The following is a 14,408-nucleotide window of genomic DNA, read 5'->3' on the forward strand; positions in this document are numbered from 1 at the left end:
ATGATGGTTATAAATGATAATAGTTATCATTATTGAAATGATATCCCGCCGTGATTATCGGAGGCAATGGGTTTTTAGTGCGAAGTTAATAAAAAGTGAATCAGCCGGAGAAGGGCCGAAGACCGCCCATCATCGCGGGCTGCGCGCTGAGATAAAGCAGGATGCCGGAGCCAACCAGAATCAGCCCCCCCGCAAAAGCAAGAAGAGAAAAAGTCACACGCTGCCACACCGGCGATGCGCGATTTGCACCTAAACGTTCAACGACGCGGCGACAGTAAAAGACCAACGCGGCCAGCGTCGAGATGGTGATCGCCGTTCCGGCAGCCATGACCAGCGCAGAGGCGACGCCCCATTGATAAACGCCGATCACTTTAGAGAAAAGTAGAACCAAAATGGCACCCGAGCACGGACGCATCCCCATCGCCAGCACAATCATCAGACGCGTCCGCCAACTACTCTCGCGCTCAAGTTCCTCATGGGTAGGGAGATGGCGATGTCCGCAGCCACAATTGGCATCGTGCCCATGAAGAGAATAGGATGGCGCAAGAGTCGGGCGCAGCGCTATACAGCTATCCGTGGGTGCGATGCGCAAAGGCGCTACACGCAAAATGGTTGCCGGTTTAGGCCGTCTCACCAGCACGGCATATAGCTGTTTCAGCGCACGATAGCAAAGCAATGCGCCCAGGCCTGCCACCAGTAAGAAACTGCCCTTTTCCATCCAGAAACTGCTGTTATGCAGCGTGCGGCTCGACAGTTGCAAAAGCCCTAACACAACGGTCACCAGCGTTACGGCCATTCCCCCCTGAACCAGCGAGGCCGCAAGCGTCAGTTTCAGGCTACTTTTCAGTTTCGAGGGATGGGTAGCCAGATAGGTTACAATGACGACCTTACCGTGTCCCGGCCCCACGGCATGAAGCACGCCATACAGCAGGCTGAACATCATCAGGCTGAGTCCCGCTTGATGCGGCTGCTGTTCGACCATTTGCAGCAGATGCGACATCTGCTGATGCAGAGACTTCTGCCAGATCGCGCTTTGCAGTACGATTTGCGGCCAGTGGCCTACGGTGTAGTACAGCGCGATGGCAAGCAGCAGGAGAAACAGCCACTGCGGCCACAGATCGCCCAGTTGATTCAGCAACGAACGCTGGCGTGGCTGTGCGCTCAGGTTTATTGACATTGCAACGTCACCCGCTGCGCAAACTGTTTCCCCAGTTCCATATCTTCATCCGGCGCATCGTTTTTATCCAGCGACAGCGCATAGGATTGCAGCTCGCTGTTGGGCGCCGGCGTAAAAAGCGTCGTTTTACAACGCGATGTCAGTGCCGGCGCCAGCTTTACCGCGCGATCATTCTGGTAAGACATATCGACAAAATAGGTGGGATCGTAAGTAGAAATCAGTAGCGGCTTTCCGGCCAGCGGCTGTGGGTGCGCCAGCGGCAATACAAACTCCAGAACCGCCTGATTTCCTTTACGAGAAAGGTGATACTCCGTCGGCATCGACGCATATTTAACCGGCTGGCTATCGCGATAAACATCCGTAAAATAGTGCTGTCCCAATACGTTAGCCATGACCTCCGCCGCCAGCTTTTTCCAGACTTCAGACTCTTTTTTCGCGTTCCCGGCGTCGTACAGCAGATCGGCTGAAGTGATCGGGTCCATCGTCCACTGCATACGTAAACCGGTGATCTGATCGTTCTGACTCTCAACTGTCATCTGCATATCAATAAAACTGTGTGGGTGAGCGAAAACCGGCGGGCCGAATGCCAGAGCTGTCATCAGCAACACTATCCGTCCGCCCCACCGTTTCAAAGCGTTATAATGTAACATATTCTTTACCACAAGATATTTACGCCACTCTTTATGTTCTGGCTGCGGCATGGTGGCTGACAGAGGGCCGGATAAACAGCGCCGGCAACGCCAACAGCGCCATCACCCAGAACGTACCGCCCTGCAAATGTTCAAACAGGAAGCCGGACACCATCGTCATCACCGCGATGCTCCCACCCATCGCCAGCGCAGAGTAAACCGCCTGCAACCGCAATACGTCGCCGCCGGCGCGTGCCGCGATAAAGCGCATCGCAGCCAAATGACAGACGGTAAAGGTGCCGCAGTGCAATATCTGTATCACAATCAACCACGGCAGATCTAATGTCGCGCCCATCAGCCCCCAACGCACCACGCCGCATACGGCGGAAAGCAGCAGAAGTTGTCTGGCGCTCCAACCGCGGAACAGGCGCTGGCTAAAGGTAAAAATCACAATCTCCGCCACTACGCCTAACGACCAAAGATAACCAATGATCGAGGCGGAGTAGCCAGATGCCTGCCAGTAAATCACGCTGAAGCCATAATAGGCCGCATGAGCGCCCTGCAAAAGAGAAACACAGAGCAAAAAACGCCATACTGCCGTTTCACTTAGCAGAGCTTTCCATGGCGTCACCGTCGTGGATTGGGTGGAAGCTGTCGTCGCTTGCGGCATAACGCTTGGTTGCAGCTGCATCCCCAACAGCATAGCGACAAGCCCTACACTCAGAGTGGTCAAAATCGCAGAATGTCCCCAGACAGCGACCAGTTCGCCCGTCACGGCGGAGCCAATGACAAAAGCAATTGAACCCCACACGCGAACCTTGCCATAGTCCATGACAATCTGGCGTTGCCAGGTCGCCGCCAACGCATCGGTTAAAGGAACGAGAGGCGCAAAAAACAGATTAAAACCGATCATCACCAGCATCAGCCACAGCCAGACATTTCCCAGCCAAAAACCGACTGACAGCCCCAGCGTCAACAGCGCCAACGTGCGTAACACGACGATCAGTTTAGAGGGGTCCTTCACGCTGGGGGTGATGACTAAACTGCCGACAAAACGGGCTACCAGACCAGTCCCCAACAGCATACCGATCGACTCTGCCGACAGCCCCTCGCCTTTCAGCCATCCTCCCCAAAACGGCAGGAACACACCATAGCAAAAAAAGTAGGTGAAATAGCTCAGCGCCAGCCAGCGCGGCGATTGTAAGACCATGATATTTCCCTTTTTGATGACGATGTCTCCCACCGCCATATTTTTCTGATTACTCTGTCAGAGTGCGCGCGGTGGCGCAACGCGTTATTCGCCATTAAACGTAAACGGCGGTATCGCGTTGAGCGACAGGCATAAAAAACGCCAGCACATTGGCTGGCGTTTCAGAAATGCTCCAACGGTGACGTCAGAGATCGTGTCAGATTATGCGTAAACGGGGAAACGCGCGCAGAGATCCAGAACTTTTTGCTTCACGCGTTCAGTGGTCGCCTCATCGTTAATGTTGTCCAGCACATCGCAGATCCAGCCAGCCAGTTCACGCACTTCCGCTTCTTTAAAGCCGCGACGGGTCGCCGCTGGCGTACCGATACGGATACCCGACGTCACGAACGGGCTCTTCGGATCGTTCGGTACGCTGTTTTTGTTTACGGTGATGTTAGCCCGTCCCAGCGCCGCATCCGCTTCTTTGCCGGTCAGGTTCTTGCTGACCAGATCCAACAGGAACAGGTGGTTGCTGGTCGCGCCGGAAACCACGTTAAAACCACGCGCCAGAAAGACGTCGACCATCGCCTTGGCGTTTTTGGCGACCTGCTGCTGATAAACCTTGAACTCCGGCTCCATGGCTTCTTTCAACGCGACAGCTTTCCCCGCAATGACGTGCATCAGCGGGCCGCCCTGGCCGCCAGGGAAGACGGCGGAGTTCAGCTTTTTGTACAGTTCTTCATCGCCGCCCTTCGCCAGAATCAGGCCGCCGCGCGGACCCGCCAGCGTTTTGTGCGTAGTGGTGGTCACGATGTGAGCATGAGGAACCGGGTTCGGGTAAACGCCTGCGGCAATCAGGCCGGCAACATGCGCCATGTCCACAAACAGGTACGCGCCGATGCTATCGGCAATTTCACGCATCTTCGCCCAGTCAACGATGCCGGAATAGGCAGAGAAGCCGCCAACGATCATTTTCGGCTTATGCGCGCGCGCCAGTTCAGCCATTTCGTCGTAGTCGATCTTACCGCTTTCATCAATGCCATAAGGAATGACGTTATACAGTTTACCAGACAGGTTAACCGGAGAGCCGTGCGTCAGGTGACCGCCGTGCGCCAGGTTCATCCCCAGGATCGTGTCGCCCGGTTGCAGCAGCGCGGTATAGACGGCAAAGTTAGCCTGAGAGCCAGAGTGCGGCTGTACGTTGGCGTAATCTGCGCCAAACAGGGCTTTCGCACGATCAATCGCCAGTTGTTCAACCACGTCGACATATTCGCAACCGCCGTAATAGCGCTTGCCCGGATAGCCTTCAGCATATTTGTTCGTCAGCTGAGAACCCTGAGCCTGCATTACGCGTGGGCTGGTATAGTTTTCTGACGCAATCAGTTCAATGTGCTCTTCCTGACGCACAACTTCTTGCTCCATTGCTTGCCAAAGCTCGGCATCATAATCGGCAATGTTCATTTCACGCTTTAACATCCGCATCTCCTGACTCAGCTAACGTAAATATACTGGAAATTATTGTCCCTTTTGGGGATTAGCCCGCCCATCTTGGGAATGGCATATAGTGTAAACCGTTTCTCCCTCATGAAGATAGGGCTTGACAGAGGTTTTTACGCAAACGATTAGCCTCAGGCAGGGCAAGGCCTGAGCAAAGAAGAACCGCGCAGCGGCAAACGGATTTTTCTTCATTCACAACCTGCCTTTTCTTCATGTTATTCCCTCTCCTCCCGGGTGAAAAAAACCTCACCAGCAAAAAGGGCATTTACAGAGAAGGACGAACCCAATAATATGCATATAAAATACAACTTATAAATCACTCGAATAACAAGGAGTCACCATGCTGGATAATCAAACTATCGCTATCGTTAAATCCACCATTCCCCTATTGGCGGAAACCGGACCCAAACTGACCGCACATTTCTACGATCGCATGTTTACGCATAACCCTGAGCTCAAAGAGATTTTCAATATGAGTAACCAGCGTAACGGCGACCAGCGGGAAGCGTTGTTCAATGCGATTTGCGCCTATGCGACGAACATTGAAAACCTGAGCGCGCTGCTGCCGGCGGTCGAACGCATCGCCCAAAAACATGCCAGCTTTAATATTCAGGCTGATCAATACCAGATTGTCGGCCAGCACTTATTGGCAACGCTGGATGAAATGTTCAGCCCGGGGCAGGAAGTCTTGGACGCCTGGGGTAAGGCCTATGGCGTACTGGCGAATGTCTTCATCCAGCGTGAAGGCGATATTTACCGTAGTACCGAAGCGAAAAACGGCGGCTGGCGCGGCGTGCGACCTTTCCGCATTGTGAGCAAGCAGCCACAAAGCGACATCATTACTAGCTTTACGCTGGAGCCCACCGATGGCCAACCCGTTGTGGATTTTCAGCCGGGTCAATATCTGGCGGTCTACATCAAACACGACAGTTTTGCTAATCAGGAAATTCGCCAATACTCCCTGACTCACGCCCCCAATGGAAAAACCTACCGGATTGCCGTAAAGCGCGAAGCGCAAGGTATTGTATCCAGCTACCTGCATAACACCGCGCGCGAGGGCGATATCATTTATCTGGCCGCACCGCACGGTGATTTTTTCCTTGATGTCCCACCCTCGACGCCGGTTGCCCTGATCTCCGGTGGCGTAGGGCTGACGCCGATGCTGGGTATGTTGCATATGCTCAAACAGCAAGAGCATCAGGCGAAAGTATTGTGGCTGCATGCAACAGAAAACGGCACGACACACGCCTTTGCTGATGAAATCAAACAGACGGGGCAGGCATTGCCGCACTTCCAGTCTCACATCTGGTATCGGGAACCGTTGCAGGCCGATCGTCTGAACGAGGAGGATCATCAGCATGGGCTGATGCAGTTAGCTCCGCTAAAAGACGAACTCACCACGCCCGGTATGCACTACTACCTGTGCGGCCCCGTCGTTTTCATGCAGTTTATCGCTCAACAGCTCCTGGCGATGGGGATCCCGGCTGAGCAGCTGCATTACGAATGTTTTGGCCCGCATAAAGTTGTCTGATGCTCATTGATGACGGTTCAAACCCAAAGGTCGCTTATGCGACCTGAGGTTGCTGATAAAGTCCGTAGAGCGGAAGTAACGGATAGATCTTAAAAACGCGGCAAGTACGTCCCTGTAAGCTCGGATTGCGCAGATATGAATCTCATCCCTGAGATTCACCCTTTCAGGGCCGTCGCATGCGACGTTCAAAAGCGTTCCTGACGCTTTTGTCCCTGGCGCAAACGCTTTACTCTTCTATTCCGTTACTCCCGTTTCATGCGATAAAATAGGTTTGTAAACGGTCTGAGGTCGCTTTTGCGACTTTTTTTACGGGACAGAGAATGCCCACCTAAAACCCCTTTCGATCACAATTTTCTACGTCGGATCTTTCGCCCACCGCTAAAAAAGAGATGGATCACAAAAAAAACCACAAAAATAAAATAACATTTTATTTTTAATGGATTTTAGTTTCAAAAAACATCCTGTATTTAGGTATCGCCCTTGAAGCAGCTTGGGTGCACAATAAACGCATCCCTGCATTTTCACTAAAGGGCGTGACAAGCACGATAAAAACAGCGTCCTTCCTTTGATAATACCTGGGTTCACCATTTTCGATTCATCAACAAGGGATATGTCTAAATCATGGCAAAACGTTTTTCCGAAGGTGTTGTTTTCGCGCTGATATTCTCTTCGTTTTTCATGACTGCACAGGCCAAAACGTCCGGTTCCCCCCGCCACACAACGACATCAGGCAACATTGAATTCCTGACAGGAACAATGCTGGGAGAAAAAACGGGTTTATCCGGCAAGGTCACGGTACGTGATATTCACCTGCCCGCCACGATTATTCTCAGAGATCAGCAAGGCCAGCGCCGACAAACCAAAACCGATGAACAAGGAAAATACCACCTTGATATTTCAGGCCTTACGCCGCCATTGCGGCTTTTAGCCATTGAATCTGGCGGGAATAATTGTCTGCTCAATCATATTTCCCGCTCGATCTGCCTGTCTGCCGTCGCCCCATCCTTACATGACGGAAAAGAAAACATCGCCAATATCAACCCGCTCACTGACCGCATCGCCTCCGATATCGCCGTAGCGGCAGGTTACATCGGCCCACAGCAGTTAACGGATGACCCGTCATCACCGAAACTCGATGCCGCCGCATGGAAAAAAGCCTATGCCGTCTTTCATGCCGGTTTTAAGAACGCCCTGAAACAGGCAGGAGTTCATTCTCCGGCGCACTTCGATCCCCTGACCTATTCAGACAATCAGCAGGAAGCCGTCACTAAAATCATCAACGTGATTAACCATAATCGCAACTACCACAACAATACCGGTTATTCCGGCCATACGGTGCTGACCGACAGCGCATTCCATCCCATTGTTGGTTTGAACAATACCGGCGACTATGAACCGCTGGATTACCGTTCCGCCCGCCAGAATCTGGACGCGATTCAGAAAGCCCAAACTCGCATTTTTATCATCGGCGATTCAACGGCGGCAACTTATGAAAAAGGACGTTTCCCACGGATGGGGTGGGGACAGGTTTTCGAACAGCAATTCAGTAAAAACAGCGGGGTGAAAGTCGTTAATGGCGCGCGTTCAGGCCGCAGCTCGCGTGACTATTTTTACGAGGGATGGTTCCGCCAGATACAACCCCTAATGAAAGAAGGTGATTTCCTGTTTATCCAAATGGGTCACAACGATCAGAACTGCAATAGTGCGAAAGCCGTGCGCGGCCCCGCGGATGTCGCCAATCTTTGTACTTACCCGAATAACGCCGCAGGGAAGAAACAGGCGCCGCACGGGAAAGCCGATATGTCATTCCAGACGTCGCTGGAACGCTATATCACCTTCGCCCGCCAGCACAAACTCACGCCCGTGCTGCTCACACCGACAACTCGCGTGCGCACCGCAGAAGGCAAAGATGGCACCCCCGCCGTACATAGCCACTTCACCAAGCAAAATGCGGAAAATGGCTATGCCTTCATCGGTGATTACAGCCAGACCATCAGGGATACCGCTGCCGGTAACAACGTGATCCTGCTTGATATTGAGCCTGCAACCCTCGCTCTGGCGAATCAGGGTAACCGCAACCATTGGAAGCAGTATTGGCTGGCGGTCGATCCCAGGAAATACCCTTTTTATCGCGATCGAGCCGGTAGTGTGCGCCAGCCGGACACCACCCATTTCCAGAAAAAAGGCGCTATCGCTGTGGCAGGCATTATTGCCAACGCCATTCGGCAGGAACCGGCTTTAGCCACACTGGCGGAAAAAACCGTCGGCAAACATCAGTAACCATCAGTCAGGCAAAACGATAAGACAACACCGCGCGTTCTATACCGGCGCGCGCAGGCACACTCACCGATGACAGGACTTTGGACATGACAAAACACGGATACGCTTCTCATTTCCGCAAGACGCTCGCCTTAACCATGTTAATCGCCTCTCCCTGGACGTTAGCGCAGGCAGCCGATTACCATGCGCTGGTTTCCTCCCACGCGGCGGACGCCAACGCCTACAAAACCATCGCCGAAGCGATTGCCAGCGCGCCGGCTGACAGCTCCCCGTTTGTTATCTATGTGAAAAATGGCGTATACCGTGAGCGCCTGACCATTACCCGTCCCAACATTCATCTACAGGGGGAAAGTCGTGACGGTACTATCATCACCGCCACCACCGCCGCCGGGATGCTCAAGCCCGATGGCAGCAAATGGGGAACCTATGGCAGCAACACGGTGAAAGTCAATGCTCCCGACTTCAGCGCCCGTTCGCTGACCATCAGCAATGATTTTGATTACCCCGCCAATCAGGCTAAAGCCAGCGATGACCCCACAAAATTAAAAGATTCGCAGGCGGTTGCGCTGCTGGTTGCGGAAAAAAGCGATCGGGCATGGTTCCATGATGTCAGCCTGACGGGCTATCAGGACACGTTATATGTAAAAGGCGGGCGTAGCTTCTTCTCACAATGTCGTATCAGCGGCACCGTTGATTTCATCTTTGGCAACGGTACGGCGTTGTTCGACAACTGCGATATTGTCGCCCGCAACCGTACCGACGTGAAAGATCAGCCGCTTGGCTATCTGACCGCGCCCAGCACCGATATCAATCAGAAGTATGGTCTGGTTATTACCAATAGCCGGGTGATTAAAGAGCCGGGCGTGCCGGAAAAAAGTTATGCGCTAGGTCGCCCCTGGCACCCCACCACCACCTTTGCCGATGGCCGCTATGCCGATCCCAACGCTATCGGTCAGACCGTGTTCCTGAACACCCGCATGGATGACCATATCTACGGCTGGGACAAAATGTCCGGAAAAGATAAGCACGGGGAGAAAATCTGGTTCGAGCCGCAAGAATCCCGATTTTTCGAGTATCAATCCAGCGGCGCAGGCGCAGAGAAAAATGATCTGCGCCGGCAGTTAAGCGATGAACAAGCGGCAGAATACACCGCGGAGAAGGTGCTGGCCGGGTGGGTTCCGACCTTACCTCAAGGAAAATAATGATCGTGAAGCCAGCCGGAGGAGGCTGGCTTCTTACTCGGTATCAGCAAAGGGACAGAGGGCGGCGCTTAAATCGCTTCCTCATCCTCTTCACCAGTACGGATACGGACAACGCGCGCCACATCAAAGACAAAAATTTTGCCGTCGCCGATTTTACCCGTCTGTGCCGTCTGCATGATCGTTTCCACACAGGTATCGACAATATCATCCGACACCACGATTTCGATTTTCACTTTCGGCAGAAAGTCGACCATGTATTCTGCGCCACGATACAGTTCGGTATGACCTTTCTGGCGGCCAAAACCTTTCACTTCCGTTACCGTCATCCCTGTGATGCCCACTTCCGCTAAGGCTTCACGCACATCATCCAGTTTGAACGGCTTAATAATCGCATCAATTTTCTTCATGGAGGAACCTTTGTATTATCTATGTTGCGGCCAAAACCGGGCATCCGCGAACAGCAGCATGTCAGCACTCAGGCTGACAATCCCTATCCGTTATACTTAGCGACTTGCGCATGAACGTCACATAAGCCCCGAACATCGTGAACCACATCCCTAAAGATCGCGCTAAACAGCATCCCAATCGCGCTGAGCCGATGAGTCATATCATTGCCGCCCACCGTAAATGATGCCGGTGTATGTAAACAGCAGACATGCAACCAGAACACGACGCGTTACTCTTTAAAATCGTTGGCATCCAGTTCGTGACGGCCCAACAGTTTATAAAACTCTGTCCGGTTACGCCCGGCCATTCTTGCGGCATGCGTAACGTTACCTTTTGCAATCTGCAACAGCTTGCGCAAATAGTTAAGCTCAAACTGATGACGCGCTTCAACAAACGTCGGCAGCGCCGTGCTTTCTCCTTCCAGCGCCTGTTCGACCAGCGCTTCACCGATCACCGGCGCACTGGTCAACGCGACACACTGCTCAATAACATTCACCAACTGACGCACATTACCCGGCCAGCTAGCCGTCATCAATCGTTTCATCGCATCCGTTGAGAACGTGCGAACGAAAGGTTTATGCCGATTGGCAGATTCGCGTAACAGATGGTTCGCCAACAGCGGAATATCTTCGGCGCGCTCGTGCAGCGCAGGCAGCTTCATATTTACCACGTTGAGCCGGTAATAGAGATCTTCGCGAAACTCACCTTTTTCCATCGCCGTTGGCAAATCGCGGTGCGTGGCGGAAATGATCCGCACATCAATTTCCAAATCGCGGTTGCTGCCCAGCGGACGAACCTTTCTTTCCTGCAATACACGCAGTAATTTAACCTGCAATGACAGCGGCATATCGCCGATTTCATCTAAAAACAGCGTGCCGCCTTCTGCCGCCTGAAAAAGCCCTTCCCGGCTGCTAACCGCGCCGGTAAATGCCCCTTTGGCATGACCAAACAGTTCCGATTCCAGCAACGGTTCCGGTAATGCCCCGCAGTTAATGGCGATAAATGCTTTTTTGGCCCGTGGGCTTGCGGCATGAATCGCCTGAGCCAACACCTCTTTTCCCGTTCCACTCTGACCATTGATTAATACGCTGACGTCCGACTGCGCGACCATTCTGGCCTGTTCCAACAGACGCAGCATAATGGGGCTGCGGGTCACGATGGTTTCACGCCAGCTGTCATCGCTCGTCGGTGCTGACAGCGCCATGGCTTCGTCTATCGCCTTATAGAGCGCATCGCGGTCAACCGGCTTGGTCAGAAAGCTGAACACGCCCTGCTGCGTAGCCGCCACGGCATCCGGGATTGAACCATGGGCGGTTAAAATGATCACCGGCATTCCTGGCTGATAGCGCTGAATTTCTGAAAATAGCGCCATGCCGTCCATTTCATCCATACGAAGATCGCTGATGACCAGATCGAACGACTCCCGCGTCAGCAAGCGCAATGCTTCCTGACCGCTTTCCGCCGTCATCACGCTAAACCCCTCGCTGGTCAGACGCATTCCCAACAGTTTCAACAGGCTGGGGTCATCATCCACCAGCAGCAAATTCGCCGTTCTCCGGGCCGTCATGGTTTTGCTGACTCCTTCTTCTTCGTCGGTTTATCCGTAGTGGACTCCATCGGCAGCGTATAGGTGTCATCCGCATCAACCGATTCATGTCCGGGTTTCGCCGGCGAATTGCTCATACCGTTTCTCTCGCCACTGGCCGCATCGCGGCGCTCGGCCTCGTTATCCGGCATATCCCCTGACAGTTGCTTACGAGACGACAGTTGGCGTTCGATATCCGTCAGATTTTCCAGCTTCTGCGTTGTGGTTTCTAACTGATATTGGAGAAGGTTTAGCTGCGCGCGCAGCGCGTCCAACTGCTTATCACTGGATTCCTGTAAACGTTTATAGCGCAGGCGCTCGTCTGATAGCGCCAGGAACAGCGTTTGTTTGTCGCGCCAGGTCTGAATCAGTGGACGCAACGCCGCAGGGAACGCCAGACGGTGTAAATTCATCTGCTCAAGCACCTGACGTCGCTCAGCCTGAGTGATACCGGCATTATCCAGTAAGATGCCTTGCTTAAACGCATTTTCCCAACCCTCGCCGGCAGCTTGCTCCGCTTCTTCGCGAGCCTGAAAAGGTGTCAGACGCCCCGCACAGTCCATCGCCCTTAGCCAGTAAAGTGCGTTGTTCATGGAATCGCGATCGTCTACCTCCCACAGATGCTCGCACTGCGCGACACGGAAATCGGCAACCTGCTCTTTCGGCGGCGCACCTTCCGTGTCCAGCAACGCGATGCCGCTGTTCACATGATGATGACACGCGCCCAGAACGACTGAGGACACCAATACCATTAGCTTTAGCAGACGGAAAGACGATCTATTTTTGAACCATCCATTGACCAATCCTCTACTTACACGCCATCCATTCGTCAACCATGCATTCATTATCTATTCATTCTCGGAAATTAGGGGCAGTTCGATACGAAAACACACATCAGCATAGTCCACGTTAATCAGGCTCAGCTCACCGCGCATACGTCGAATACAGTCACGCGCGATACTCAATCCCAGCCCACTTCCTTTAACCGCGCCGCGCCGCTGGTGGCTTCCCTGATAAAAGGGCTCAAAAATCATGCTCCGTTCTGCGTCAGGGATCGGTGTCCCCTTGTTGGCGACGTCAATCTGCACGCGATTGCCAACCTGACGGCTATAAATCCAAATGTTACCGGATTCCTTACCGTAGTGCACCGCATTGGAATAGAGATTATCCACCACCCGCATCAGCAGCGTCGTTTCTGCCCAACAGTATTCCGCCTCCAGCGCGACATCGGTATGAATCATCTTGGCACGGGCAGGCAAACTGTGGGATGACACGACGATATCCACGACCTCTTCGATTTCAACCCGCTCTAACTCCGTCGGCGCATCTGCCAGCTTGCGGTTATAATCCAGCAGTTGATCGATCAATTGTAGTAAATGGCGACTACTGCTATCGAGAATGTCGACCACCTCTTTCTGGTCGACAGTCAGCGGACCAACCACCTCGTCAGCCAGCAGTTCCGTGCCTTCCCGCAGGCTGGCTAGCGGCGTTTTTAGCTCATGAGAGATATGGCGCAAAAACTCATGACGTTGCGATTCCAGCCAGGACAGGCGCTCGCTTAGCCAGATAATACGCTGCGCCAGCGTCCGGATTTCACGCGGCCCTTTGAAGGTACTGGTATTGCCCAACGACCGGCCTTCTCCCAGACGGTTAATCATCCGTTCCACGCCGTTCACCGGACCGATGATCATACGAGTAAAAAGGATCACCAGCAGTACGCTGACCAGAAACAAGAGCAGCGCCTGCCAGCCAAAAAACTGACCGCGCTCAGAAATCGCCTGTTGAAGCTGTTGCCCACGAGAAAAAACAACGTCGCGCGTTGCCTGCACCATTTGCCCGTTGGCGCGTGAGAACGCTTCCAGCAGGTCAGAGGCCGTTTGCTCAGGACCGCTGTTATGACAACGTAACTCACCGAGCTGGGTAAGAAGCTGGCGCAACATCTGATAATAGCGGGTGTCGGGTAACACCTGCGCGTGAGCGTCCAGCATTTGTGCATACTGTTTACGCTGATTTTGATAGAGCGTCGCCAGCGTCTGGTCGTCTAATACGCAGTACTGGCGATAACTGCGTTCCATCGCCAGCGCCACGCTGGTCATCGCTTCGCTGCGGCGGGCATCGGTCAGCGTCGTGCGGTTAATCTCCGCCGCCTGTTCGCTCAACATGTTCAGGCTCTGGTAGGCTTGATAAGCCAGCACTAACAGCGGCAGCAGCACCAACAAGAACGCCATAATCACTAATTGTCGCAGAGAACGCGGAAATAAACGCCATCGTTTCAAGGAAATCATCTCGTTACCTATCGAATCCGCTTTGATGCTAACCGAGTCTTATAAAAGTTCAACGTTTTCCCCCGCGACATGCGTAATGTTTCGCAATCCGACAAAAATGCCATGCCGTGAAACGCGATCGGGGTGTGGCTCAAGGGAGGGAGGGTGAGGCGGCGAAAAAATGCGACGCGGCCAGAAGAATCACTCCCTCTGGCCGCGTAACTGAATAGGTGGTGCCTCACTCAACGTGTCGCCCGATGCTTGATAACGCCCGTTTTCACGCACGGTTATCGGTCTGATGGACGATAGGCACCTTTTCTTTTGGCATCATTCCAGATGTTATGAGCGAAAATATTTGCCAATCAGCAACGCAATCATAACCAGTTGAATGAGCAACACCGGTTACTTAGCACTTATCGTGCCAATCATAAATTTAAAATCATAACCAATTGATTAAAAAATACATTTAAATCAGCATCTCATTCTGACAGCGCACAGAGCCGTGCGACAAAAACGCCATAACCGGTAAAAAAGGCGACAAATGTCGCCAAAAGTAGACAATTTTATGGCAACGTCACTCCATTTATATAAATCAAATAGTTAAACG

11 protein-coding genes are annotated in these 14,408 nt (G+C 52.9%); 3 read left to right on the forward strand and 8 right to left on the reverse strand.

The genetic code is table 11. The annotated features are described in order from the left end of the window. Positions 1-100: 100 nt before the first annotated feature. The 4 genes from EDC54_RS14960 to glyA form a co-directional block, all read right to left on the reverse strand. Entirely contained in the window at positions 101-1,177 is a 1,077-nt protein-coding gene (locus EDC54_RS14960) for a nickel/cobalt transporter (protein ID WP_132458007.1), read from the reverse strand. After that, positions 1,168-1,827, reverse strand: a complete 660-nt coding sequence (locus tag EDC54_RS14965; RefSeq protein WP_132458010.1) for a DUF1007 family protein — start codon at positions 1,825-1,827, stop codon at positions 1,168-1,170. The genes EDC54_RS14960 and EDC54_RS14965 overlap by 10 nt, the downstream gene beginning before the upstream one ends. 31 nt (positions 1,828-1,858) lie before the next feature. Continuing rightward, positions 1,859-3,016 (reverse strand): 3-phenylpropionate MFS transporter, encoded by a 1,158-nt coding sequence (locus tag EDC54_RS14970; protein ID WP_132458013.1) that lies wholly within the window; start codon positions 3,014-3,016, stop codon positions 1,859-1,861. 201 nt (positions 3,017-3,217) lie between these two features. Further along, positions 3,218-4,471, reverse strand: a complete 1,254-nt coding sequence (gene glyA / locus EDC54_RS14975) for a serine hydroxymethyltransferase (protein WP_132458016.1) — start codon at positions 4,469-4,471, stop codon at positions 3,218-3,220. Positions 4,472-4,832: 361 nt separating this feature from the next. Between glyA and hmpA the strand changes: the two genes are divergently transcribed. From hmpA to pemA, 3 genes are all read left to right on the forward strand, one after another. Further along, on the forward strand, positions 4,833-6,023 hold the full coding sequence (gene hmpA / locus EDC54_RS14980) for an NO-inducible flavohemoprotein (RefSeq protein WP_132458019.1): 1,191 nt from the start codon (positions 4,833-4,835) through the stop codon (positions 6,021-6,023). Positions 6,024-6,644: 621 nt separating this feature from the next. Next, positions 6,645-8,303 carry a pectin acetylesterase PaeY gene (gene paeY / locus EDC54_RS14985; RefSeq protein ID WP_132458022.1) on the forward strand — a complete coding sequence of 553 codons (1,659 nt, stop codon included), beginning with the start codon at positions 6,645-6,647 and terminating at the stop codon, positions 8,301-8,303. Positions 8,304-8,389: 86 nt separating this feature from the next. Further along, positions 8,390-9,505, forward strand: a complete 1,116-nt coding sequence (pemA, locus tag EDC54_RS14990; protein ID WP_132458025.1) for a pectinesterase PemA — start codon at positions 8,390-8,392, stop codon at positions 9,503-9,505. 68 nt (positions 9,506-9,573) lie between these two features. On the opposite strand, the gene glnB is transcribed toward pemA, so the two are convergent. The 4 genes from glnB to EDC54_RS15010 form a co-directional block, all read right to left on the reverse strand. Beyond that, complete coding sequence (glnB, locus tag EDC54_RS14995) at positions 9,574-9,912, reverse strand: nitrogen regulatory protein P-II (RefSeq protein ID WP_132458028.1); 339 nt, start codon at positions 9,910-9,912, stop codon at positions 9,574-9,576. A 269-nt stretch (positions 9,913-10,181) separates the two neighbouring features. After that, the gene (gene glrR / locus EDC54_RS15000; RefSeq protein WP_132458031.1) at positions 10,182-11,519 is read right to left on the reverse strand and encodes a two-component system response regulator GlrR; all 1,338 of its coding nucleotides are present in this window, start codon (positions 11,517-11,519) and stop codon (positions 10,182-10,184) included. Continuing rightward, a complete protein-coding gene (qseG, locus tag EDC54_RS15005; RefSeq protein ID WP_230514538.1) occupies positions 11,516-12,289 on the reverse strand; it encodes a two-component system QseEF-associated lipoprotein QseG in 774 nt (257 codons plus the stop codon). The genes glrR and qseG overlap by 4 nt, the downstream gene beginning before the upstream one ends. A gap of 96 nt (positions 12,290-12,385) precedes the next feature. Continuing rightward, complete coding sequence (locus EDC54_RS15010; protein ID WP_132458037.1) at positions 12,386-13,822, reverse strand: sensor histidine kinase; 1,437 nt, start codon at positions 13,820-13,822, stop codon at positions 12,386-12,388. Positions 13,823-14,408: the final 586 nt, after the last annotated feature.

Source organism: Samsonia erythrinae (genome assembly GCF_004342665.1).
In the GTDB taxonomy this organism is placed as follows: domain Bacteria; phylum Pseudomonadota; class Gammaproteobacteria; order Enterobacterales; family Enterobacteriaceae; genus Samsonia; species Samsonia erythrinae.